Annotated in this window: 21 protein-coding genes and 1 tRNA gene; 12 read left to right on the top strand and 10 right to left on the bottom strand. The window is 61.3% G+C overall.

Annotation, left to right across the window (positions count from 1 at the left end):
• Positions 1 to 11: 11 nt before the first annotated feature.
• The 5 genes from AC04SH_RS00760 to AC04SH_RS00740 all read left to right on the top strand — a co-directional run bounded on the left by AC04SH_RS00760 (position 12) and on the right by AC04SH_RS00740 (position 5079).
• The gene (locus AC04SH_RS00760) at positions 12 to 2591 is read left to right on the top strand and encodes a DNA/RNA non-specific endonuclease (RefSeq protein ID WP_488573564.1); all 2580 of its coding nucleotides are present in this window, start codon (positions 12 to 14) and stop codon (positions 2589 to 2591) included.
• A 106-nt stretch (positions 2592 to 2697) separates the two neighbouring features.
• Positions 2698 to 2970: a hypothetical protein gene (locus AC04SH_RS00755; RefSeq protein ID WP_488573563.1), complete on the top strand. Its 273-nt coding sequence runs from the start codon at positions 2698 to 2700 to the stop codon at positions 2968 to 2970.
• 132 nt (positions 2971 to 3102) lie between these two features.
• Entirely contained in the window at positions 3103 to 4095 is a 993-nt protein-coding gene (locus AC04SH_RS00750) for a sensor histidine kinase (RefSeq protein WP_488573562.1), read from the top strand.
• A gap of 263 nt (positions 4096 to 4358) precedes the next feature.
• A complete protein-coding gene (locus AC04SH_RS00745; protein ID WP_488573885.1) occupies positions 4359 to 4598 on the top strand; it encodes a DUF982 domain-containing protein in 240 nt (79 codons plus the stop codon).
• Positions 4599 to 4698: 100 nt separating this feature from the next.
• On the top strand, positions 4699 to 5079 hold the full coding sequence (locus AC04SH_RS00740; protein WP_488573561.1) for a hypothetical protein: 381 nt from the start codon (positions 4699 to 4701) through the stop codon (positions 5077 to 5079).
• A 68-nt stretch (positions 5080 to 5147) separates the two neighbouring features.
• Here the strand turns inward: AC04SH_RS00740 and AC04SH_RS00735 are convergent.
• Positions 5148 to 5222: transfer RNA gene (locus AC04SH_RS00735), tRNA-Val, on the bottom strand.
• 128 nt (positions 5223 to 5350) lie between these two features.
• A complete protein-coding gene (locus tag AC04SH_RS00730; RefSeq protein ID WP_488573560.1) occupies positions 5351 to 6034 on the bottom strand; it encodes a phosphoglycolate phosphatase in 684 nt (227 codons plus the stop codon).
• Between the two features lie 157 nt (positions 6035 to 6191).
• Between AC04SH_RS00730 and rpiA the strand changes: the two genes are divergently transcribed.
• The 3 genes from rpiA to gor all read left to right on the top strand — a co-directional run bounded on the left by rpiA (position 6192) and on the right by gor (position 9037).
• Entirely contained in the window at positions 6192 to 6923 is a 732-nt protein-coding gene (gene rpiA / locus AC04SH_RS00725) for a ribose-5-phosphate isomerase RpiA (protein WP_488573559.1), read from the top strand.
• Entirely contained in the window at positions 6910 to 7521 is a 612-nt protein-coding gene (locus AC04SH_RS00720; RefSeq protein ID WP_488573558.1) for a DUF2059 domain-containing protein, read from the top strand. The genes rpiA and AC04SH_RS00720 overlap by 14 nt, the downstream gene beginning before the upstream one ends.
• A 124-nt stretch (positions 7522 to 7645) precedes the next feature.
• A complete protein-coding gene (gene gor, locus AC04SH_RS00715; RefSeq protein WP_488573557.1) occupies positions 7646 to 9037 on the top strand; it encodes a glutathione-disulfide reductase in 1392 nt (463 codons plus the stop codon).
• 38 nt (positions 9038 to 9075) lie between these two features.
• Here gor and mgtE read toward each other — a convergent pair whose 3' ends face one another.
• The 3 genes from mgtE to AC04SH_RS00700 form a co-directional block, all read right to left on the bottom strand.
• A complete protein-coding gene (gene mgtE / locus AC04SH_RS00710; protein WP_488573556.1) occupies positions 9076 to 10443 on the bottom strand; it encodes a magnesium transporter in 1368 nt (455 codons plus the stop codon).
• A gap of 384 nt (positions 10444 to 10827) precedes the next feature.
• Positions 10828 to 12720, bottom strand: a complete 1893-nt coding sequence (locus AC04SH_RS00705; RefSeq protein WP_488573555.1) for an ABC transporter ATP-binding protein/permease — start codon at positions 12718 to 12720, stop codon at positions 10828 to 10830.
• Positions 12721 to 12809: 89 nt separating this feature from the next.
• Positions 12810 to 13211, bottom strand: coding sequence for a hypothetical protein (locus AC04SH_RS00700; RefSeq protein WP_488573554.1), 402 nt, complete (start codon positions 13209 to 13211; stop codon positions 12810 to 12812).
• A 151-nt stretch (positions 13212 to 13362) separates the two neighbouring features.
• On the opposite strand from AC04SH_RS00700, the gene AC04SH_RS00695 reads away from it, so the two are divergent.
• Positions 13363 to 13797 (top strand): hypothetical protein, encoded by a 435-nt coding sequence (locus tag AC04SH_RS00695; protein WP_488573553.1) that lies wholly within the window; start codon positions 13363 to 13365, stop codon positions 13795 to 13797.
• 2 nt (positions 13798 to 13799) lie between these two features.
• On the opposite strand, the gene AC04SH_RS00690 is transcribed toward AC04SH_RS00695, so the two are convergent.
• Both AC04SH_RS00690 and AC04SH_RS00685 read right to left on the bottom strand, forming a co-directional pair.
• A complete protein-coding gene (locus AC04SH_RS00690; RefSeq protein ID WP_488573552.1) occupies positions 13800 to 14480 on the bottom strand; it encodes a DsbA family oxidoreductase in 681 nt (226 codons plus the stop codon).
• 76 nt (positions 14481 to 14556) lie between these two features.
• Entirely contained in the window at positions 14557 to 16377 is a 1821-nt protein-coding gene (locus AC04SH_RS00685) for an extracellular solute-binding protein (RefSeq protein WP_488573551.1), read from the bottom strand.
• A 258-nt stretch (positions 16378 to 16635) separates the two neighbouring features.
• Here AC04SH_RS00685 and AC04SH_RS00680 point away from each other — a divergent pair, with 258 nt between their 5' ends.
• Positions 16636 to 17262 (top strand): invasion associated locus B family protein, encoded by a 627-nt coding sequence (locus tag AC04SH_RS00680; protein ID WP_477232531.1) that lies wholly within the window; start codon positions 16636 to 16638, stop codon positions 17260 to 17262.
• A gap of 60 nt (positions 17263 to 17322) precedes the next feature.
• On the opposite strand, the gene AC04SH_RS00675 is transcribed toward AC04SH_RS00680, so the two are convergent.
• Positions 17323 to 18825 carry a glycosyltransferase family 2 protein gene (locus AC04SH_RS00675; RefSeq protein WP_488573550.1) on the bottom strand — a complete coding sequence of 501 codons (1503 nt, stop codon included), beginning with the start codon at positions 18823 to 18825 and terminating at the stop codon, positions 17323 to 17325.
• Positions 18826 to 19048: 223 nt separating this feature from the next.
• On the opposite strand from AC04SH_RS00675, the gene AC04SH_RS00670 reads away from it, so the two are divergent.
• The gene (locus AC04SH_RS00670; RefSeq protein WP_488573549.1) at positions 19049 to 20035 is read left to right on the top strand and encodes a glycosyltransferase family 2 protein; all 987 of its coding nucleotides are present in this window, start codon (positions 19049 to 19051) and stop codon (positions 20033 to 20035) included.
• Positions 20036 to 20158: 123 nt separating this feature from the next.
• Here the strand turns inward: AC04SH_RS00670 and hspQ are convergent, their stop codons facing one another.
• Positions 20159 to 20482: a heat shock protein HspQ gene (gene hspQ, locus AC04SH_RS00665; RefSeq protein WP_023668971.1), complete on the bottom strand. Its 324-nt coding sequence runs from the start codon at positions 20480 to 20482 to the stop codon at positions 20159 to 20161.
• A 264-nt stretch (positions 20483 to 20746) separates the two neighbouring features.
• Positions 20747 to 21955 (bottom strand): UbiH/UbiF family hydroxylase, encoded by a 1209-nt coding sequence (locus tag AC04SH_RS00660; protein ID WP_488573884.1) that lies wholly within the window; start codon positions 21953 to 21955, stop codon positions 20747 to 20749.
• Positions 21956 to 22057: 102 nt separating this feature from the next.
• Between AC04SH_RS00660 and AC04SH_RS00655 the strand changes: the two genes are divergently transcribed.
• Positions 22058 to 22954, top strand: coding sequence for a DUF2182 domain-containing protein (locus AC04SH_RS00655; RefSeq protein ID WP_477232530.1), 897 nt, complete (start codon positions 22058 to 22060; stop codon positions 22952 to 22954).
• Positions 22955 to 22965 lie beyond the last annotated feature (11 nt).

The raw sequence follows: 22965 nt of genomic DNA, 5'->3' as shown, positions 1-22965 counted from the left end.
ATCTCGAACTGATGCGGATCGCCAGCAGCAACCAAGCCGTCGATCCCCAGATGAGCCGCAGCGATCAGGCCGGCGCCGGGACGACGGACGCCAATGCCGACAACACGGTTCCCGATGCGCAAACGATCCGTGAATTTCTTGCCAAAGCGAGGCGCGCAGGCAGCACCATTGCGGGGGTATCAGACCGTCGCGCGGCGCAGCGCATCCTTGACTACTGGTCCGCCGAGCTGGTCACGCGAGCCGGCATCACCTCCGCCGATGTCAGTCCGGCGCGTCTCGCGCCCTTCGCAGGCGGCGGCAGCCTCGAAACCGCCGAGCCAATCGCCGTTGCGGTCGGGGAAGAGGCCGCATCGCGTGACATCACCGATGCTGGAGCGATTGCAATCGTCGCTCCTGAACCGGTCGCGACCAAAGACGGTGTCGTATCCGGCGACGGCCTCGCATCGGACGAGGAGCTGAGTTCGGACGAGCTGACCGAGCGCTTTCGCATCCGCGTGGCAGCCCAGGCCCGGCAATGGAAGAACACCGGCTACGCCGGCTATCTCTTGCGTGGCGAAGCGCTGAAGGAGGCGTCGGAGCTTCCGCAGGGTCCCGACATTGCCGAGTTCATCAAGGCCGGAATCAAGGCTGAGACGGAGAGAAAATCGCGCGATCGCCTTAGGAACAGGCTGATCCTGGTGTTCGCCGTGATGGGGGCAATCCTCGCGGCAGTGACCTATTTCGCTTTTATCCAGAAAAACGAAGCTCTCATTGCGCGGGCGCAGGCCGAGCAGGCGGCGCTCAATGCCGAGGAGACGGCGAACAAGTTGGCGGCGCTTAACAAGGATCTTGGCACAGCCCTTGAAGAAACAGGGAATGCACGCAGGCAGGCCGAAGCTGCGCTTGATGTTGCCCTGAAGAAAGCAGACGACGCCGCCAAAATGCTCGCAGAGCAGCAAGTCACGCAGGCCACCTTGCGGTCTGCCATCGTGCTTGTGGTCGACCAACTCAAACTCGGCCGCATGTCGCTGGACGAATTGACGCCCGATTTACGGCAGGCGGTACTCGTCGAATTGGCCGGTCAGGTCAAGAACGGGGAAATCGGGCTCGGCGCCTTGCCGGCGCCGCTGCAGAGCGCACTTCAGCCGCTGCTCGGCAAGGATACCGACAAGCAGCCCAGTAATCTTACCGGATACAAGGTCGATTTTTTACAGGCCAGAGTTAGCTTGCCCAGCTTAACCGGCGATTTGGTAGGCGATCTCACGGCCACGCCGCTGGACTACATCAACTATTCGCTGATCGTGGGCCGGAGTCACCGCATGGCCATCTATTCGGCGGTCAATCTGGATCGGTCGCAAAGGCTGACACTGCAGGTCACCAGTGGCGGACTGAGGTACGATGTCCGCCTGCCGCGCGACGCACAACCGGATCGCAGTTGGTATTACCAAAGCTTGTTGCCGGCGCGACTGGCGAACGCGAGCGACATCTCCTGGGGCCCCGAATTCACAGGCGATCCGGCGACGGCTGCGCTCAAACTGGCGCAGTATACCTATGTGCTGCCCAATACGATGCCGCAGCCGCGTGGTTTCTATGACAACATGTGGGCGCCACTCGAAGCTTGGGTGCGCACCTTGCACAATCCACTGGCTAATCGGGTGACGATCTTCAGCGGCCCCGTCTTCCGGCCCGCCGACCGGCCGGTCGACGGCGTGCCGGTGCCCTACGCCTATTGGAAGCTCGCAGTGTCGTCCGTGCCGGCCGCCGTGAGGGTTGGGGAGCCGGAATTTGTCGTCGATGCGTTTTTCATTCCGCGCGACGCGACGGGCCAGTTCGATCCCGAGCAGTACCGGCTTCCGGTTGCCGAGCTCGAAAAACGCACCAGCCTCAACTTTGGCACGCTGATAGAATGGACGGATTCGCTGAGGAATCCCGGTCCGAATGGAACGGCGGCCGACGATTTGGCGCGGCGCGTCAAGTTGCTCGACAGCGCAAATGATGCACTGTTGGTGCACAGCGAATTGACCTCCGCCCTCGGCAATCCGGACCTGCCGGTGCCCGAACGGCGCAAGATCGCGGCTGCTCTGGTCCAGATGGCGGGTCTCCAAAGCATCGGCAAACTGACGCCTGCCGGGCGCCTCAACGTGCTTGAGACCTTGCTCGGGGTTCCGGCTGACTTGTGGAGCCGCCCGGACTGGCTGCCGTTGTTCGCCGGCGCGCGCCGGGCGATCGGCGATCTCGTCATGTCGGCAGCCGACGGTCAGACGATCATTGGCGACAAGGATCGCGACGTGCTCAACATTTTGAAGGACCGGCTGCATATCCAGCAAAGCACGCAAACGGTCTTTGTCCGGTTCACAGGGATGGCGCGCGAGGACGCCCAGGCGCTTTCCGCCAAAATGCGCGCTTTGGGCTGGGGCATTCCAAAGCCTGGCGAAGAACGGGTCGCTGCTGCCGCCGGCAAGAACGAGGTTCGCTACAATCCCGGCAACGACGCCGACCGCAGCGCCGCCGAACTGCTGGCTGCCGACCTCACCGCCGCCGGCCAGCCGGTGACCGCAAGGGCGGTCCCGGTTATCGGCGCCAATACTTTAGAGATCTGGATCAGCATCTAGGCGGCGGCCGGTCGGGTCGCTGGAAAAAGGCCGTTCGTCAAAAAGCCGTGATGCACCGCTTCAAAACAGCGGCGACACTACGGGCTGTTTCACTCTAGGGGGGTCCATGCGCACGCGTCACGCCGTTATGCTTGCACTTTCCGCGCTTTCCATTCCTGCCGTCTCCATCCCGCTTGAGAGGGCGCGCGCGGTGGAGCCTGAAAAATACACGGTCTACTGCGCCGACGACCGCATCGAGGTCTCGTTCTGGGATCTCGAGCAGATGAAGGTGCGCCGCGGCTCCAATGTCTGCCAGTTCCAGAGCTATACGAGCTACTCAGGCGCCCTGAATTTTGCGCAGAAGAATTTTGGTGGGGAAGGGGCGGACTGCAGTTGCTAGAGCGATCCTGACTCGAGCCTGAGGCTTGCGCGGGTTTCTCAGAAGCTGGAGCGCCCTGCTATGCCACTCCACGCATTTACCGACTCTAGGCCGGTGAACGTGCTAGTAAGGGCGCGAAGGGACCGCTGCTAATTGGCTTCCGACGCTCATCCATCCATAAGGTGGAATGCTAGACACCTCCGGCTCGCTATTGACGCGGCGGGGGTGGCGCTGTGGTCGTGGAACGTCGACACGGATCATTTCACGATGGACCAGCACGGCTATGGCCTCTGGGATTTGCCGTTCAGCGCCTTCGTGATTTTCGAGGATCTGTCTGCCAAAATTCATCCCGCAGATCGCGACAGGGTCCGTGCTGCCTTTGCGGCCACTCGGGCGATAGTTGGTCCATACGAGATCGATTTCCGGATCATGGTCGGAGACACCGTGAGGTGGATTTCTGCCCGAGGCCAAGGAGATGACGCCGACATCGAGGGCCGGACAATGTTCGGCGTTTTCCTCGACGTTACCGGTCGCAAGCAAGCTGAAGAAGCCAACGAACTGCTTGCCGGAGAGATGAGCCACAGGGTCAAGAACCTGTTGAGTATCGCGACCGCGCTAACGTCGCGTTCTGCATCTTCCACGGAAGAGATGGCGCACGAGCTATCCAGCAGGCTCGCGGCGTTGGGCAGGGCTCACGATCTGGTGCGCCCGGTGCCAGGCCGCAAGGAAAACGGTGCACTGCTTGGGGATTTACTGACGATCCTTCTGGCCCCGTACGACGACATTGGAGCCTTCAGCGGCCGCGTTCGGGTGTCGGTGCCGCGAATGTCGGTCGGAGAAACTGGTGCGACCACCTTGGCAATGATCGTCCATGAGCTTGCCACCAATTCCATGAAATACGGCCCCTTGTCGTCCGCGACCGGAACACTCGACGTTTCCAGCATCGTCGAGGAAGATGAAGTCATAGTCGTGTGGACCGAAAGAGGTGGCCCAGCCGTCGTGGTGCCCGCGGAGCTTGGCGGTTTCGGCAGCAAGCTCCTGAGGCTCAGCATAACCTCTCAACTCAAGGGCTCGGTCCATCACAACTGGTCGGACGAAGGCGCCATCATCACTCTGCGGATGGACAAGGGTCGATTGTCAGCTTGATACGTTGAACCGAAGCCGCTGGGCCCGCGAGAAGTTCTGATTGCTGGCCGTTACGAAACACAGCAGCGCCATATCAAGTAAATGACGACGTGATATTAATTTTCGAATATCGCTCGTCTTGTACGTCATAGTTAATGGACGCGAGCTTATTTAAGTGCTCAAACAGTTCTGTCATCAGCCATTGTACGGGCGCTGGTGCTTGAGAGAGCATAACATTCTCCCGCCCCAGCGGGAGCTATGCGGTGACAATCAGCCAGCCAAACATGTTTTCGGGGATCCCGATCGCGAGCAGGGACGGAACGGTCTCAGTCCTTTCTACGCTGCCTCAAATGGCCGACGCCTTGGCGAACGACTGGCCGTCCGATGGCCCAATGTTTCTAGCCGCGCTTGCTGCCTTGGTGGGGGAACGGGTGGGATGTTGCAGCACAAGGGAAGTTCACCGGGCCTTCATCGCGGCGGCCATTGAAGCCGAATGTCTTCCCGACAGCTACATGAAGAATTGAGCGCGAAATGCCTCTCACACTGCGGACGACACTTTGCGAAACGAGAGATGCGCTGCACGTGCTGCGAAGGGCTTTGTTTGTCCGCGGGCATACCGCGGCAATGGAAGAGATCGATTCCCTCATCGGCGTCGCCCAAGATAAGGTGGTCAAGGCAATAGGCGCCATTGATCGGGCAGCGGTTCGAAGACCTATCCTCGTGGCGGTGGCAAATCCGGCGGATCCGGCAGCTATTGTCCTGCCGATCGCCCAGTCCGCAAAACTTGGCGAGCTTCGCGATCAGGGCATGGGTCTTAGCGCATATTGCGGCAATCCCCGATGCGGCCATCTCCGCCCGCTCGATCTCGACGGTCTAATCGAGACCTACGGAACTCACTATGATTTCATTACCGAAAAGCGGTTAGCATCGAAGCTTGTCTGCAGACGCTGCCAGAATGTTGGAGGGAGGCTGGTCGTGGTCTCCGACAAAAGGCCCCGGTATTGAGTATCCGTCCGAGTGGCCGAAGCCGACAACCTCGCCGAATGAAAATATGATGGGAATTCCACGAAAAATGGTGGGCGATGCAGGGATTGAACCTGCGACCCCACCCGTGTGAAGGGTGTGCTCTCCCGCTGAGCTAATCGCCCGCTCGTTGCCCGAAGGCCAAGCGAGCCGCGATATAAGGGAGGCAGGCCGTTGAAGTCAAGGCGATGCGCTGGCCTTCGACGCCCGAAATAGGCCAGGGCAGGCGCTGCCGCGCAATCGCCCGTTTCGCTCAGCCGGCCGCTGCCGCAATCAGCCGTTCCGCCAGGTCGAGCGTCAGCGCGTCGAAATGCGAAATGACGGCCGATGGCTCGAATTCTCTGACATGGCGGTCTGTATAGCCGAAATCGACGGCGACCACGGGAATGCCGGCGGCCTTGGCCGTGTCGATGTCGGTCTGCGAATCGCCGATCATCAGCGCGCAGTCCGGGTCGCCACCGGCGAGCTTGATGGTTTCGGTGAGATGGCGCGGATCGGGTTTGCGGAAGGCGAACGTGTCCTGGCCGGCAATCGCGGCGAAATGCTTTGACAGGCCGAGTGCCTCGATCAGCGCTTTCGAATTGCCCTCATATTTGTTGGTGCAGATGGCGAGCAGGTAGCCGGCCTTCTCGAAGCGGGCGATCGCTTCGACCACACCGGGGTAGGGGCGCGACTTGCCGGGGATGTTGAGCGTGTAGTGATCGAGAAACAGTTTTAGCAGCCGGTCATGCTCTTCGACCGCCAGCGACTTCTGCTGCGCGGTATGCGCGCGCTCGATCATCACCCGTCCGCCGTGGCCGACAAAGCGCCGGAAGCCGGCCTCGTCGACAGCGGCGAGCTCGCTGGCGGCGAGACTGTGATTGAGGCTGTCGAGCAGGTCCGGCGCCGTGTCGACCAGCGTCCCGTCGAGGTCGAACACGATGATTGGTCTGGTCATGGCCTGTCCTGTGGCTGATGCATTGCAGGCAGGCGATAGCGTCTGTGCCTCATTCAGGCAAGCAGTCGGACAGCCAAAGTCTTTGACCCAGCGGGCAAAAGTGCTACGAGCGCGCAATCAGAAAAATCACAATCAAGCCAAAACCTCCGGGGCACACATGGATGCGAGGCAGTTGAAGGTCGAGGCCGCGCGGGCAGCACTTGCCCATGTCAGCGACGGCATGCGGCTCGGCATCGGCACCGGCACCACGGCGGAAGAGTTCGTGCGGCTTTTGGCCGAGAAGGTCGCCACGGGCATGACCATCATCGGCGTACCGACCTCGGAGCGCACCGCGGCCCTCTGCCGCGAGCTCGGCGTGCCGCTGTCGACGCTGGAGGAAACGCCCGAGCTCGACCTCACTGTCGACGGCGCCGACGAGGTCGACCCGGCGCTGACCCTGATCAAAGGCGGCGGCGGCGCGCTGCTGCGCGAGAAGATCGTCGCGGCGGCCTCCGGGCGCATGATCGTCATTGCCGACAAGTCGAAAATGGTCGAGACGCTCGGCCGCTTCCCGCTGCCCATCGAAGTCAACCAGTTCGGCCTGCGCGCCACTGAAATCGCGGTTGCGGCAGCGGCCAAAAGTCTCGGCCTTTCCGGCCCTATTACATTGAGGATGACGGGGGGCCAGCCTTTTGTTACAGACGGCGGCCATTTTATCCTCGATGCATCTTTTGGCCGCATTCCGGATACAAGAGCGCTTTCGAATGCTCTCCATGCCATCCCCGGCGTGGTCGAGCATGGTCTTTTCATCGGGCTGGCGTCAGCGGCCATCATCGCCGGTGGCGACGGCATCCAAACCGTCCATGCCGCCCGAAAACCAGGGAGTTCTACCGATCATGATGTTGCATAAACGGGTTCGCCAATTCTCCGCCATCGTGGCGGCTTCGGCTGTCTTGGCGTTTTCCGCGCCGGCGTTTGCGCAGGATGTCACCGAATCGCATCTGAAGGCGGCGCGCGCCGCGGTCGCCGCCATCCATGCGACCGACCCGTTCGACAACATCCTGCCGCAGGCCGCCGCCGCGCTAGAGCAGCAGCTTATCCAGAAGAACCCCGACATGCAGGAGCTGATCGGCAAGACCATCAGCGAGAAGGCGCTGGCGCTGGCCTCACGCCGTGCCGACCTGGAGAAGGAGGCAGCACTGGCCTATGCCAAGGTGTTCTCCGAAAAGGACCTCACCGACATCGCTGCCTTCTACAATTCCGAGGCCGGCAAGAAGCTGCTCGACAGTGGCCCGACGGTGACGCGCGATTTGGTCAAGGCAGCCGACATCTGGCAGAACGGCCTGGCGCGCGATCTCGCCCAGCAGGTCGGCGAGACGCTGGCAGCGGCCGCGAAGGCCAAGGCTCCCGCGGCACCCGCCGATGGCGCTGCCCCGGCCGATGGTGCCGCCCCGGCTGATGGCGCGGCACCCGCTGACGGTGACCAGCCGGAAGCGCCGAAGAACTAAGTCATCGATTTCGCCACCGGCGTCCTCGCCGCTGGACCAAGAAAGCCCGGTGCAAACCGGGCTTTTCTTTTGGCCTCATGCAGCCTACCTGTCTCAAACATTTCTTGAGGCAAGGAGCGTCAGCATGGCCGGTTACGACTACGACCTCTTCGTCATCGGCGGCGGCTCCGGCGGGGTGAGGGCGGCGCGTGTGGCGGCCGCACTCGGCAAGCGCGTCGGCATCGCCGAGGAATACCGCTATGGCGGCACGTGCGTTATCCGTGGCTGCGTGCCGAAAAAACTCTACGTCTACGCCTCGCAATTTCCCGAACATTTCGCCGATGCCGCCGGCTATGGCTGGACGGTGCCCGAAGCGAGCTTCGACTGGCCGACGCTGGTCGCCAACAAGGATCGCGAGATCGCCCGGCTGGAGGCTATTTACGAGAAGAACGTGAAAGGCGCCGGCGGCGAGACGTTCCACTCGCGTGCCATGCTGGTCGACCCGCATGTCGTGCATCTCCTGGGCGACGACCGCACCGTCACCGCCGACCAGATCCTGATCGCCACCGGCGGTCGGCCGGCGCCGCATCCAGCACTTCCCGGCCATGAGCATTGCATCTTCTCCAACGAAGTCTTCGACCTCAAGCGGCTGCCGAAGGCGATCATGATCGAGGGCGGCGGCTACATCGCCGTCGAATTCGCCAACATCTTCCATGGCTTGGGCGTCGACACCACGCTGGTCTACCGCGGCAAGGAGATCCTGTCGCGCTTCGACATGGACCTGCGGCGCATGCTGCACGAAACCATGGAAAAGAAGGGGATAAAGATCCTCTGCCACGCCGTGTCGGAATGGGTGCGCAAGCGGCCGGATGGGCGGCTGGACGCGCTGGTCACCGGCGGCAAGGTGTTGACGGTCGACCAGGTCATGCTCGCCATCGGCCGCATCCCCAACACCGAGAATATGGGCCTGGAAGGCGTCGGCATCGAGCTCGGCAAGACCGGCGCCATCGTTGTCGACCAGTATTCCCGCACCAACATCGACAACATCTGGGCGATCGGCGACGTCACGAACCGTGTGCAGTTGACGCCGGTGGCGATCCACGAGGCGATGTGCTTCATCGAGACCGCCTTCAAGGGAAACCCGACCGCGCCCGACCACGACACGATCCCGACCGCCGTGTTTTCACAACCGGAGATCGGCACTGTCGGCCTGTCCGAGGACGATGCTGTCAAGCGCTACTCCGACGTCGAAATCTACCGCGCCACGTTCCGGCCGATGCGGCACACGCTGTCGGGTCGCGACGAAAAGATGCTGACAAAGCTGGTGGTCGACGGGGCCACGCGAAAAGTGCTCGGCGCCCACATTCTCGGACCGGACGCCGGCGAGATGGCGCAGCTGCTCGGCATTCCGCTGAAGGCCGGCGTCACCAAGGACGATTTCGACCGCACCATGGCAGTCCACCCGACGGCGGCGGAAGAACTGGTCACCATGTACAAGCCGACTTACCGCGTGAAGGACGGCGTGCGGGTCGATTGATCTAAAACGCCGGCATCACCTGAATATCAGCACACACCCTACAGTAGCGTGCCGCGCAGGATCACCAGCGCCACCGAGAAATAGATCACCAGGCCGGTGACATCGACCAGCGTGGCGACGAACGGCGCCGAGGCGCTCGCCGGATCGAAGCCGATCCTTTTCAGCGCGAAGGGAAGCATCGATCCCGACAGCGAGCCGAAGGTGACGATGCCGACGAGTGCTGCTCCGACCGTCGTGGCGATCAGCGGCCAATGCGGCCCATAGTCGTAGAAGCCCATATATTGCCAGAGCGCGATGCGGCAGATGCCGACCACGCCAAGCATTGCGCCGAGCACGAGGCCGGTAGGCAATTCGCGCAAGGCAACACGCCACCAGTCGCGAAGACCGATTTCGCGCAGCGCCAGCGCCCGGATGACGAGCGACGTTGCCTGCGAGCCGGAATTGCCACCCGAGCTCATGATCAGCGGGATGAACAAAGTGAGCACGATCGCCTTCTCCAGCTCGCCCTCATAGCTTTGCATGGCATTGGCGGTCAGCATCTCTGAGATGAACAGCGCGCACAGCCAGCCGCCGCGCTTCTTGATCATGGCAAGAAAACTCATCTTCATGTAGGGCTCGTCCAGCGCCTCCATGCCGCCGAAACGGTGCACGTCCTCGGTCGTCTCCTCGATCATGGTGTCGATGATGTCGTCGATGGTGACAATGCCGAGGATCTTGCCATGGTCGACGACGGGAACCGCGAGCAGATCGTATTTGGAGATCGTCTGCGCCAGGGTCTCGCGATCGGTCAGTGGCTTCACCGTCACCGGCACGCGGTCCGGCGCCACCGACAGGATCGGATCGTCCGGCTCGCCGGTGATCAGCCGGCGTAGGCCGGTCGACCGGACCAGCACATGCGTCTGCGGATCGACGATGTAGATGGCGTAGACGGTCTCGCGCGTCCGCTCGACCTTGCGGATGTAGTCCAGCGTGCGGCCGACGGTCCAATCCGAAGGCACGCTGACGAACTCGGTCGTCATGATCGAGGCGGCGCTGCCTTCGGGGTAGCCGAGAATGGAAAGCAGCGTTGCCCGCAGCGGCGGCACCAGCCCGCCGAGCAGCTCGGAACGCGCCGGCTCGTCCAGCTCGCGCAGGATATCGGCGGTGCGGTCGACCGACATGGCGGTGAGGAGCTTGCACGCCTTGGCGCGCGGCAGCGCCTCGGCCAGTTCCGACGCGCCGTCGAGTTCCGGTTGGTCGAAGATCTCGACCAGCCGCTCGAACGGCACTTCGCAAAGCAGTTCGATCGCGGTCTCGCGAGGTTCCCGGTTCAGGGCCTCGACGACATCGGCGACGTGATCATTGGCAAGGATACGGGCGATCGCGACGGCATCGTCGCCCGCTACGACGGGGGAAAATTCGTTCATGGCTCACTCCTTGCCGTCCGGCAGGACGTGAGCCATCAGGTCACGTCTAGGCGGACGGCGGTTGCGTTCGACTGTGACTGTCGCCAGGCATGGCGCGGTGACCTTTCTGCTTGCGGGCTAGCGCATGATCCCGAAAATCGGTTTTCGATTTTCGGAAAAGGATCATGCGCAAACTCAAAGTGCTACAGCGTCCTTTGCGCGTCCGAAGTGACGCGCGGCGCTGTAGGTTGGAATGCTGCAAGCCGGGCGCAACATAGGAGCGCATTTCGGCGAGTCAATCGCAGGAACGGCCGAAAGCTGCCGGGAACAGTCCCAATCGCGAGACTGTGATCGACCGCCGTCGTTGCCGCCCTGTTGCGGCTCGGCAAGAGCTTGGTGTGGTTGCTATTTTTGCTTCAGCCGGCGCGAGAAGCGCAGCCATTTGTCTTCGACCGGTCGCGGCTGCGTAAGGATGGTGGTGAGTTCGCGCGGCAGGTTCGGAGCAAGCGGCTTCTTGGTGGCGACACCGTCGGCGATCGCAACCACGCTGTGGTAGAATTCCTCGCCGGTGGCTGATCGTGGCGCAATCGCCTCGTGCATGATGCTGATCACCGTGACATCGGGACAGTTGTCCTTGATCGCCTGGTGGAAGGCGATCTTGCCATCCGGATCGAGCGCGCCGGTGGCTTCGTCGAGGAACAGAAGCCCAGGCTGCTGCAGCACGATGCGGGCCACCACCAGCTTCTGCTTCTGGCCGCCGGAAAGCATCTGATCCCAGATCTTTCCCTCGCGGCTTTCGTCGGCCATGTGTTCGATGAAATCGCCAAGGCCGGCCTTGTGTAGGGCAGACGCCACCTGCGCATCGCCATAGTCCTGCTCGGAGCCGGGCAGACACACCAGCTGCTTCAGTGACACCTGCTGCAGCTTGACCTCCTGGGCGGCATAGAAACTCTTCACGCCGTCGGGGAAGACGATGGTGCCACGGCCATAGGGCCACAGGCCGTTGATCGCCTTGACCAGCGAAGTCTTGCCGCAGCCGGACTCGCCCTTGAGGAACGTCCACTCGCCACGCCGGAAGCGCAGATTGGCAGCGCTCAGGAACGGCGTGGCATCTTCGCCCTGATGCGCCAGTTCGAGCTTCTGGATGGTCAGGCCGAAGACCGGGTTCTGGCTGGCATAGTGGAAGTCGGAGCGGCCGGTCTGGCTGTAGAACTCCTGTGGCTGCTGGACGTTCTCGATGGCGTTCGCCAATTCGGTGACGCGCTGGCTGTTGGCGCGCAAGGTCGCGATGTCGGGCATCACGCGGATGAGCCAGGAACACTGGCCGATCAGCTGATTGATCATCTCGGCGCCGGTCACGTAGCCTTTGAGGTCAAGTTTGTTGTGAATAAAGGAAACCAGACCGGGCGCATATGCGACGATGCGAAAGCCCATGAAATTGTGGACCGCCTCGAATGCGTCGTAAGAGACGTTGACGATATTCAACCGTGCCCAGGTCCGATCGATGTCGCCATAGAGCCGGTTGTTCACCGTCTTCTGCACGTCTTCTGCGCCTGACGCGGCGACGTGGAAACTGCGGCGAAGAAAGGTCGTCAATTCGCCGCGATAGCTGCCCTCGGCCTGCTGTAGCCGCACATTCAGCCGCTCCAGTACTCTTCCAAGCCTTACCGCGATCCAGGTGTTGAACGGCACGTAGGTGGCGATGGCGAGCAGCGCGAGGACAGCGCTGCCATAGCTTCCGAGGAACTCCAGCCCCGCCACCTCCACGGAGGTCTCGATGAGATTCTCGCCGATAAAATAGAGTGACGTGGCAACGCCAAGCACGCCCATGGCGAGGCCGATCGCGCCGCCTGTCATGCCTTTGATCGATTCCTGGATACGTTGGTCGATATTGTCCGGCGCGGGGCCCCCGCTGCCGGCCGAACCATGCTGGGCGTGGAAATGGCTATGATTGCCGTCGAGCAGCGCTTGATTGAACTGGCTGTTCAACCAACCGCGCCATTTGCGGTGCAAAGTCTTTGACACCAGGCTTCTCGCACCAACGAGGCCGGCATCCTTGAGCACAAACAGGACCACGACGAGCCCCGCATCAGTCAGCAGCGTCCTGAGTGGCGCGGTGTTGGCGGCGTCATGATAGTAATTGATCGAGTAGGTCAATTCCCCGATCATCAGGGCCAACCAGACCCCGGCTTTGCTGAGGAGTGTTGTGAGGGCTGCGATGACGATGGTGAGGGTCCAGGCTTCCTTCCACCGGTCCGAGAACCAGTAGGCCCGCATAAGTCCCCAGAAGGTCCGCATCGACGATACCGGCGTCAGGGGCGACGGGCCAGCGGCGGCGTCGCGGTTCCAAAGTGCCGATATTGAACGTCGCGGTCTGTCGACCTGAATCACAATCCCGCCCAAACCTTTTTTAGTTTTGTTACGGATAGTAACACCAATTGATCATTTTCTATTAATTTTATCGCGGCGAATGTGAGGCAGCCCACGTGGCGTTGCCTTGAGGCAACAGGTGGTGCGTGGAGGCAGCCGTCTCCAGGCCAAATATCCCGTTTTGTTTCAATGTTTTGTGAGAACGCTGAGATGTGCGAAAAGCTTCCCCTGGGGAAGCAGGATTCACGGTTTCGTGAACCAATCGACCTTGCAGATTGGCCGGTTTTCCTACCGCGGGCTGACGGGAACACCGGAAATTTGCCGTCTGTGATCACTTCGGGCTTGCCCGAATCATCCTTTCCCGAAGCCGAGAAGTGCCCGGAAATGGTCTTGGCGGCGGCGTCACAGCTGTCGATCACCGTTTCGCCGCTGGTGAAGCGGACATGCTCGGCCAGGCGCGCTTTTTAGCTGCCGGTCAACAAGATTTGACAATTCATACGCCGCCGGTTGAACCTTGCGCGGCACTGTCGGCACCCACGCATACCCGGTTCTCCAACAAGGAATCTCCCAATGCTTGCACGCGCAGCCGCCCCAGCAATCCTGTCGCTCTTTGCCTTTCTGTCTGTGGCTCATGCCGGCAACCAGACCATTCCCGCGAGCGCCGAGGGCCAAATCGAGTTCAACACGCCCTCCGGCAACATCGGCTGCATTTACACGCCCAAGGGCGGCACCAGCACCTACCAGCCGCAGGATGGCGGTCCGGAACTGAGCTGTTCGCGCGTCGAGCCCAGCTACGTCACGGTGATCCTCGGGCCGAACGGGCCGGCGACATTGATCAAGAATCCGGGTGAGCAGGGCTGCTGCAGCGATGTCGCCAAGCTGGCCTATGGCAACAGCTGGAGCAAAGGGCCGTTTACCTGCCAGTCGTCAACCAAGGGGCTGACCTGCACGGGCAGCAACGGCCATGGGTTCTTCGTCAGCAAGGCCAAGGCAAACGTGAAGTAGGCTCAGCCCACCTTTTCCAGCTCGCCCTTGGCCTTGGCAGCGGCGACCTGGCGGATGGCGTCGGCCAGCGTGTCGGCGTCCTGCGCGCCCATGACCGCGTACTTGCCTTCAAGCAGGAAGCACGGCACGCCGGTGATGCCCATCCGCGATGCCGTGGCGATTTCCGTGCGCACCGCCTCGACGTCAGCGTCGGTCGGCAACAGCGTTTCGACCACGGCAGCGTCCATGCCGGCCTCGCGGGCGGCTTCGATCAGCACCGCGTGATCGCCGATATTGGCGCCTTCCTCGAAATACAATTGGAACAGCCGGCGCACCAAGCGGTTCTGCACGGCTTCGCCGGCTGCCCCGGCCCAGCGGATGACGCGATGCGCGTCCAGCGTGTTGGCGGCGACCTTGATGGCGTCGAAGGCGAAGTTGATCCCCTCGGCTTCGCCGAGCGGCTCGATGCGGGCATGCATCTGGCGGATACGCTCCTCGCTGCCGAACTTGGCCAGCATGTATGCGCGCCGGTCTTTGCCTCCGGGCGGAATGGTCGGGTCGAGCTGGAACGGCCGCCAGCGCACATGCACCTCAATGTCGCCAGCAGCGGCGATCGCCTTGTCGAGCCGCTTCTGGCCGATGAAGCACCAGGGGCAAACAGCGTCGGAAACCACGTCGACGGTGATGGAATTGTCTTCGCTCATCTCGATCTCCTGCCGCGAACACATCTTTGAGCATGATCTCGTCCGAAAACCCGGTAACCACTTTTCGGGATCATGCTTAGTTCGCTTTGCGCCACCAGGTAGGCCATTGATAACCGAATATGGGCGTCTTTTTCGGATGATCCAGATAATTCCAGTAGGCGAGCCATTGCTGCGCATTGTACTGCATCGGCACCATGTAGTTGCCGGAGATGAGCAAGCGGTCGAGGACGCGCACCGCGGCGACGTAATCCTCCTTGGTTCGCGCTCTCAGCATCGCATCGATCGCAGCATCCACCGCCGGATCGGCGACGCCGGCCAGGTTGAACGAACCTTCCCTCTTGGCTTCTGAAGAACCCCAGCGAAAACTCTGCTCGATGCCGGGCGACAGCGAGTTGCTGAAACCGCTCGACCCTATCAGCACCTCGAAATCGAAACGCTGCTTGCGCGACTGGATCTGGTCGGCTTCGAGGCTGCGGATGCTCACGGTTATGCCGATCTTCTCCAGCGTGCGCTGATAGATGGCGGCAAAGCGTTCCTCGTCCTGCGAGGCGGTCAGGATTTCGAAACCGAAGGGGCTTCCTTTGGGATCCAGCAGGACGCCGTCCTTGACGGCATAGCCCTGGCTCTTCAGAAGGTCGAAAGCCACCTTCAGCACCTTCCGGTCCTGGCCCGTGCCGTCATTCACCGGCGGTCGCCAGGTGCCGTCCATGACATCGGCCGGCACGCGTCCGGGGTAGGGCGCCAGCAGCGCCTTCTCCCTGTCGGAGGCGGGATGGCCGAGCGCGGACAGTTCGGAATTCTGCCAATAGCTCATCGTGCGTGTGTATTTGCCGCCGAACAGGTTCTTGTTGGCCCATTCGAAGTCGTAGAGCATGCCGAGCGCGCGCCGCACCACCGGATTGGAAAACTTCTCCAGCCTGGTGTTGAACAGGAATCCGGTCACCACTGGCGGTATGCCGGTGTCGAAGGTCTCGGCAATCACCTCGCCTCGGTGGAACGCGGGAAAATCCATGTCGCGCTCGCGTTTGACCGGATCGCCCTCATCGTAGATGGCGCAGATGCCTTTCTTGAACGCTTCCGTCTTGGCATTGGCGTTGAGGAAATACTCTATGGTGATCTGGTCGTAATTGTCGAAGCCGCGCTTGGAAGGGATGTCCTTGCCCCAGTAATTCGGGTTGCGCTTGAAGACGATACGCTGTCCCGGCTGCACCTTGTCGACTCTGTAGGGACCGCTGCCGATCACCGGCTTCAGCGTCGTCTTGTCGAAGGTGTCCTTGTTGAAAGCGTGCTTCGGGATGATCGGCGTTAGCGCGATGATCAAGGGGGTCTCGCGATTGGCCTTGTCGTTGAAGGTAAAGCGCACGCTGTGATCGCCGGTCTTTTCGAGCTTGGCGATCAGGCTCATGCGATCCCTGTAGGGCGGGCGGCCCTTGTCGGTGAAGACATCGTAGGTGAACAGCACGTCCTCCGGCGTCACCGGCTCACCGTCGGACCACTTCGCATTTGGATTAAGGTGGAATTCGATCGACTTGCGCTCGGGATCCATATCGGCCGTGTCGGCGAGCAGGCCATAGAGGCTGAACGCCTCATCGTAATTGCGCGTCATCAACGGCTCGAAAACCAGGTTGCCGTAGTTGAGATCCATCATGCCGCGCGCCGTGGTGCGCAGGCTCTTCAGAATGAACGGGTTCAGATTGTCGAAACTGCCGACGACGCAATAGGTGATGTTGCCGCCCTTCGGCGCATCGGGATTGACGTAGTCGAAATGGGCGTAGTCGGCCGGCAGCGCCGGCTCGCCCTGCATGGCGATGGCATGTTTCGGCTCCGACATCGCGGGCTGAAGCGAAAAGGCGAGAAACGAGATCGCTGCGATCAGCCAAACAAGAACGCGGCCCATGACCGTCTCCTTACTGGGCGGCTTGATGATTCGGAGTGCACCCTAGCATGGCGCCGCTGCGCTCCGGCCAGATACGTCAGCCCAAATCGCACGACCAATGGCACGGCCAAGAATCGCAGGCGCCGGGCTGGATTCGGCTGCCCATGCAGTGTAACACGCGCTCCGAAGTCATCCTGTTGCCTCAATTCGGCAACAGGTAGCTGGACCACGCGGCGCGAAGAAGCCGGTTCCGGGATCATTTGAGAGGAAATGCACGACATGACGAGCCTGAACAGCAACGCATACCGCCTTTCGGTCATGGCCGCAGGCGTGGTCGGCTTTCTGGTCGCCGGGCTTCCCGCTGCTTCCGCACAGCAGCAGCAGATTCCGCAGGGCTGGTTCAAGGCCTGCACCAAGCAGGAAGACGTCGACATCTGCAATGTCCAGAACATCGTCACCGCCGGCAACGGCCAGCTGGTCACCGGCGTCAGCCTGATCGAGCTGAAGGGCAAGGTGAACCGCAAGGTGTTCCAGGTAACGGTCCCGACCGGACGCCTGGTGCCTCCCGGCATCGGCCTGCAGATCGACACCGGCAAGGCGCAGAAGCTCGATTATGTCATCTGCTTCCCCGACCGTTGCGTGGCCGAAGTGCCGCTGACCGACACGCTCGTCGCTTCCTTCAAGAAGGGCCAGGCGATCACGCTCACCTCGGTCAACTTCCAGAACCAGCCGAACCCGATCAAGGTTGCCTTGACCGGCTTCAGCGGCGCCTATGACGGCCCGCCGCTGCAGCAGTCCGATATCGAAGACCGGCAGAAAAAGCTTCAGGACTTCGTTGCCAAGAACAACCAGGATTTTGCCAAGAAGCTCAAGGACGAGCAGGACAAGGCCAAGGCCGCCAACTGATCGACGGATGGCGTTCGCGTCGGCCACACGGATAGATAGGTCTGCCCTCTGTTCGGCCTGTCAGGTATCGTTGCTCCCTAGCCTGGAAATCCGTGTGATCGGCAGGCTCAGTATGCGGCTATCGTCCGGTGCTTGCTGACGTGTGCCGACCCACCCGAGGATCGCGGGATTGTGGCTGTCCCGCGCCACTTTCAGGACGAAAGTCCCGTCTCTGACATTGGCGGCTTCAATGGGCAACATTTGCCCGTTCAGATAAAAAAGCGGGTCAACGCGCGTCGTCAATATGTGCGCCAGCGTCTGGACCTGCACCAGATGTTCACCCGCAGGTAATACCAGTTCGACCGACGCAACATCGCTCGACCATCGAAAGGGTACGCCATTGTAGAGTTCTGCCGCATAGATCCCGGCGGCGCGCCCGGCATCGACTTCATCTGGCGTCCACAGCGAGCCATCGCCAACAACCTTTTGCACTTCAGGTGAGGTACGCAGCCGTTTCTCGTGCACCAGTGCGGCGATCGTTTGCCGAAACACTCTGTCGAGTTGCGCATCCGAACCGAATGCCCGTGCCAGCATAAGCGCGACATGCCGCCAGAGAAGCGTTGCGCGCGCGCTGCAGGTGTCCAGACGGTCTCCCAGCAAGGCCGCGACCCAATGGCGCCGGAGTACCTGCATCATGCCTCCACCGTGCAACCGCGGACGCAATTTCCGTCTCTTCTGGTGCCAGGCGATTTGCAGAATATGCTGCGCCAGATCTTTGCGGCGTTCGCCTCGACTGCTCCATTCGAATGGAATTTCGATCACCGGTTCCTGACGCGGCCCGCCGCGCGCCAGCCAGAGTGCCTCGCCTGCGACGAAATCCTCCGTGAAGTGACGCAGTTCCGGCCATTGCCCAATGTAGTGATGCACAAGTTCGATTTCTGGAACGTAGCCGATGGACAGCCCCAACTTGTGGTAGCGGGCAGCCAACAGCCATTCCGAAAAATGCCCGAAGACAAAGTCAAACCCCGCGGCTTCTTCGTAGGCCTTGCGGCGTGTTGCGAAGCACTGGTCGAGGATCTTGCACCACGAACTCTCCGTCATGCCGTGCTGGATATCAGCCTCGTACATCCGCGCTTCCGAACGTGCCAGTTTGTTGGGTGCGCTGGCATGGGTTAGACACGAGAATCCCGCCCATTCGGGGCGCCTTGAGAAGACATCGAGGCATTGTTCAAGGACGGTGGGCGTCGGCCAGACATGACTTTCGGTGAAGAACAGCAAGTCCGCCCGGGCATGCCGCGCTGCTTCCGCAACTTGTGCGATGTCATGCTTGGCTGACGTCTGAACAAGGCGGTCCTGCGGTGCAAGCAGCTGGCGAATCTCGTCCATATCCGCAGCATTGGCATCGTGGGAGGCAACGAGTATGAGTTCGAAGGCCGAACCCCTCAGGGTCTGGTCCTGCCGCCATTTACGGATCGCGATGGTTGCCTGGTCGCGATGGAACTCAAGAGGCATCAGAACGGAAATCAGCACATTCGAATCGGACGGATTCTGTTGCGAACTTTTCCGTGACAAAGAGCGGCGCATGAGATGCCTTCGTTTTCTGGAGCGTCTACGTGTTCAAAGGGCGCCACCGCAGTCTGAACGCATCGGGGGTCTCCGCACCTTCACGGCCAAATCCAGAGTTTGCAACATAGCCGTCGTCCATGCCGCAGGAAACTTGTAGCAGACCAATTGTAGCACTGGGCGCTATTGAAACGGACCACATGTTGTGTGACGTGTGGCAGCGCAATTGTTGAGGAACCAAGTGATGGACGGCGGGCAGGAAGTCACAATCGCTGATCTGGTGAAAGAGATTTCGTCACTCACGCGGCGAATCCAGACGCTGGAGGGTGACTATTACCTGCGTCGGCGCAACAGCTGGCGATATAAATTTCAGCCGAAGGTTTTCGATTTTCATCAGTACCAGCCACGGAATTTGCAGCCCCCACCCAACTACAGCGTTCCAACGCCTAACACCGGCGTGCTTCGGATTGCCATTGTCACGCCGTCCTACCGGCATGCGCATTTTCTGCGAGCTACGATCGATAGCGTCCTCTCCCAGAACTATCCCAATCTCGAATACATCGTTCAAGATGGCGGCTCGCAAGACGGGACACGCGAGGTACTCGAGTCCTACGGACAACGGATTGCCTGGAACAGCGCCGCGGACGGCGGGCAGACAGACGCCATCAACAAGGGCTTTGCGGTCGTATCCGGCGACATCATGGCCTATCTCAACAGCGACGACGTCCTGTTGCCCGGAACACTGCATTATGTGGCACACGCGTTCGAGAAGTATCCCAAGGTCGATTTCGTCTATGGCAATCGAATCGTGATCGACGAAGCGGGTAGGGATACCGCACGCGTGGTCCTGCCGCCGCACGACAGCGAGGTCATCAAATGGGTCGACTACATCCCCCAGGAGACCATGTTCTGGCGCCGCAGCGTTTGGGAAAGACTCGGTGCATTCGACACAACGTTTCAGTATGCGATGGATTGGGATTTCATCCTGCGGGCGCAGGCGGCAGGATTCCGTTTCAAGCGGCTTCCACGCTTCCTCGGCTGCTTTCGCGTTCATCCCAGTCAAAAGACGTTTGCCATGCACGACGTCGGGCGAGAAGAGCAGGACCGCCTACTCCTACGCAGTCACGGCTCCGTGTCCCGATGGGGAGATATCAATGCAGCGATGGCCAGCTATATGAAGAAGCAGGTTCTCTATCATCGCCTCTACAAATTGGGCATCATGCGAATATAGGTCGATACGTGGCTGCTCTGTCGGATTTGTTGCAAACCTTCGGCAACGAAAGCCTGGCACTATGGATCTGGACTATGCTCGCAAATCAATCGGAGACGCCGCCATGGTCGCAGCGTCTTGAGGTCAATGCCGGGACTGGCGTTTCGGCTCGTAGCGTCCGTCTGGCCGCTTGTCGAACATCTCGCCGATCTGCGGATGGCGAACCGGCTCGCCCGACTGGTCCTCAAGCAGGTTCTGTTCGGACACATAGGCGATGTATTCGGTTTCCGAATTCTCGGCGAGCAGATGATAGAACGGCTGGTCCTTGCGCGGCCGCACATCGGCCGGGATCGCCTCGTACCATTCGTCGGTGTTAGCAAATTGCGGATCGACATCGAAAATGATGCCGCGAAATGGAAACAGCCGGTGGCGAACTACCTGTCCGATCGAGAATTTGGCTGTTTTCATCATACTCACCACTAAGCCCTGAAGCGCCCGGCGTCCCTTGGAATGCACGGCACGCGCTCTAAGGCTTTGAATTTACACACGCCGTCAGCAAAAATCGAGCCCGACTTTAGGGCTGGTATCCGACCCTATCTGGCGCAGACGGTGTGTCAGTTCAATGCCGAAGCGCTTGACGCCTTGTGAAGCTGCGGGCTAGCCCGGTCCAGGATTTTCGGGCCAGGGCAAAAATGTCTGACCGGGCTGCTCTACATGATCCGGCACGGCATATTACCGCCGGACCTGTTTCCCTAGGCCAGTAAGTGCTGCAAAACCGCTGCCCGGCCTCAAGCCCTCGCGCATGAAGAAGGCGCGCAGCGGCGCGAAACTGCCGAGCACATTGAGCCCGGCGCTGCGCGCCATCTGCGCCGGCAGCATGTCCGACAGCAGCGACATGTTGAGCAGGTTGACTGCCCCGCTGCGCGCCAGAATGTCGGGACGGCGCCTGGAATCATAGGCTGCGAGGGCCCTTGCAGCGCCAGGATCGCTGCGATTTTCACCAGCGATTCCAATCAGATCGTCGATGTCCCTGATACCGAGGTTGAGGCCTTGGGCGCCAATCGGCGGAAACACATGCGCGGCTTCGCCGACCAGCGCCACACGGTTCTGGGCGAAACGCCCGGGCGACGCCGCCGACAGCGGGTAGATCTGCCGGCCGGGCTCGACCGACACTCGGCCCAGCATCGACTGCATCTGCTGTTCGACACGTTCGGAAAGTGTCACGTCATCGAGCGCGGCAAGGTCCTTTGCCGTTTCCGGTTTCACCACCCAGACAAGGCTGGAGCGGTTGCCGGGCAATGGCACCTGGGTGAACGGCCCGGTCTCGGTGTGGAATTCTGTCGAGGTGAAGCCGTGTTCGCTGCGATGGCCGAAATTCAGCACCAGCGCCGCCTGCGGATAGGACCGCACCGAGGCCGCTATGCCCGCCGCCTCGCGCGCCGGTGACAAGCGCCCATCGGCGGCAACCGCCAGCGAAGCGGACACTTCGCTTCCATCCGCCAGGACGGCATGCGCCTCATCGGCATCGAGACGCCAGCTCTCGACCATCGACTTCAGCCATTCGATACCGGGATGCGCGGCGACGGCCCTGGCCAATGCCGGGTTGAGCACGGCGTTGGGCAGGTTGAGCCCGAACTGCTCCTCGCCGATCTCCGTGGCGCGAAAGGTGACCACCGGGCTGCGGATCAGCCGGCTTGTAGCATCGACGATGCGCATCACCTTCAGAGGTGCTGCCTTCGGCGTCAATTCGGCAAGCACGCCCAGACGATCGAGGGTCTTGAGGGCAGGGTTCATCAGCGCCGTCGTCCGGCCATCGGGGCCGCCCGCCTCGGGTCCGATGAGAGTCACGGGAAATCCCGCCTCGGCAAAACCGAGCGCCGCGATCAGCCCTGCAGGGCCGCTGCCGGCAACCAGTATCCGTGCTGTCTCGCGATGATCCAAATTGGACTTCCAGTTTGCGATGCAGGTCCATCCTGTCTGTCCATGGATATAGGTCAGACCATGCGGCTTGATCAACGCGGCGATTAGGCTCATTCGATTGCCATGACCGGCCAGCAGGACGATTTCAGCCATCTCGACCGCGCCGGCCGCGCCACGGCAGGCCTTGCCCGCCATCCCCGGCTGACGGTCAACATCGCCATCGGCGGCGGCATTCTGCTCGCATGGTTCATTCTCGGCGCCATGGCGATCCGCGGCGCCGAAGGCCGGCTTCCCGGCGCCGGCGCACCGGGTGATGTGGTGTTGCGCTATCTGCCGCAGCTGCCGCTGCCGGATTTTCTCGACCGCTTCTTCGGCCTGTGCCTGACGCCCGCACCGCTCGATGCCGGCAGCGGCGCACAATTTCTGGCACTGATCGCCATGTGGTTCCTGATGGCCGTGGCGGCGATGCTGCCGTCGGCAGCGCCGATGATCCGTACCTATTGCGAAATCGCCGATACCGCCCGCATCAAAGGCGAACCGGTGGCGCATCCGCTCATCCTGGCGACAGGATACCTCTGCACATGGCTGGTCGCCTCGGCCGGCTTTGCGGTGCTGACGTTGATCGTCCATACATTCGCCTCGTCCGGACGATTGCTCGATCCGGTGAGCGGCATTGCCGCTGCTGCCGCTTTGCTGGTGGCCGGCCTCTACCAGTTCAGCAGCCTCAAGCAGGCCTGCCTGACAAAATGCCGGAACCCGTTCTCGATCCTGTTTTCCAACTGGAGCGCTGAGCCCAGTCGCATTTTCCGGCTCGGGCTGGAGCAGGGCCTGTGGTGCCTCGGCTGTTGCTGGGCGCTGATGCTGGTGATGTTTGCCGTCGGCACCATGAACGTGTTCTGGATGGCGCTGATCGGCCTGTTCACTTTGATCGAAAAACAGACCGCCGGCAGGGTTCCTACCCGGGTGGCCGGTGCGATACTGCTTGTCTGGTCAGTCGCCCTGCTAGTAGTCTCGGCATGACGGGGGAAAAT

This window comes from Mesorhizobium sp. CNPSo 4688 (genome assembly GCF_057784295.1).
The sequence above is the reverse complement of the archived record's forward strand: the minus strand, read 5'-3'. Positions and strand labels throughout refer to the sequence as shown.

Coding starts and splice junctions, on each gene's coding strand:
- AC04SH_RS00760 (WP_488573564.1), top strand. CDS start 12: ATGCGGATCGCCAGCAGCAACCAAGCCGTCGATCCCCAGATGAGCCGC.
- AC04SH_RS00755 (WP_488573563.1), top strand. CDS start 2,698: ATGCGCACGCGTCACGCCGTTATGCTTGCACTTTCCGCGCTTTCCATT.
- AC04SH_RS00745 (WP_488573885.1), top strand. CDS start 4,359: ATGTTTTCGGGGATCCCGATCGCGAGCAGGGACGGAACGGTCTCAGTC.
- AC04SH_RS00740 (WP_488573561.1), top strand. CDS start 4,699: ATGGAAGAGATCGATTCCCTCATCGGCGTCGCCCAAGATAAGGTGGTC.
- AC04SH_RS00730 (WP_488573560.1), bottom strand. CDS start 6,034: ATGACCAGACCAATCATCGTGTTCGACCTCGACGGGACGCTGGTCGAC.
- rpiA (WP_488573559.1), top strand. CDS start 6,192: ATGGATGCGAGGCAGTTGAAGGTCGAGGCCGCGCGGGCAGCACTTGCC.
- AC04SH_RS00720 (WP_488573558.1), top strand. CDS start 6,910: ATGATGTTGCATAAACGGGTTCGCCAATTCTCCGCCATCGTGGCGGCT.
- gor (WP_488573557.1), top strand. CDS start 7,646: ATGGCCGGTTACGACTACGACCTCTTCGTCATCGGCGGCGGCTCCGGC.
- mgtE (WP_488573556.1), bottom strand. CDS start 10,443: ATGAACGAATTTTCCCCCGTCGTAGCGGGCGACGATGCCGTCGCGATC.
- AC04SH_RS00705 (WP_488573555.1), bottom strand. CDS start 12,720: ATGCGGACCTTCTGGGGACTTATGCGGGCCTACTGGTTCTCGGACCGG.
- AC04SH_RS00695 (WP_488573553.1), top strand. CDS start 13,363: ATGCTTGCACGCGCAGCCGCCCCAGCAATCCTGTCGCTCTTTGCCTTT.
- AC04SH_RS00690 (WP_488573552.1), bottom strand. CDS start 14,480: ATGAGCGAAGACAATTCCATCACCGTCGACGTGGTTTCCGACGCTGTT.
- AC04SH_RS00685 (WP_488573551.1), bottom strand. CDS start 16,377: ATGGGCCGCGTTCTTGTTTGGCTGATCGCAGCGATCTCGTTTCTCGCC.
- AC04SH_RS00680 (WP_477232531.1), top strand. CDS start 16,636: ATGACGAGCCTGAACAGCAACGCATACCGCCTTTCGGTCATGGCCGCA.
- AC04SH_RS00675 (WP_488573550.1), bottom strand. CDS start 18,825: ATGCGCCGCTCTTTGTCACGGAAAAGTTCGCAACAGAATCCGTCCGAT.
- AC04SH_RS00670 (WP_488573549.1), top strand. CDS start 19,049: ATGGACGGCGGGCAGGAAGTCACAATCGCTGATCTGGTGAAAGAGATT.
- hspQ (WP_023668971.1), bottom strand. CDS start 20,482: ATGAAAACAGCCAAATTCTCGATCGGACAGGTAGTTCGCCACCGGCTG.
- AC04SH_RS00655 (WP_477232530.1), top strand. CDS start 22,058: ATGACCGGCCAGCAGGACGATTTCAGCCATCTCGACCGCGCCGGCCGC.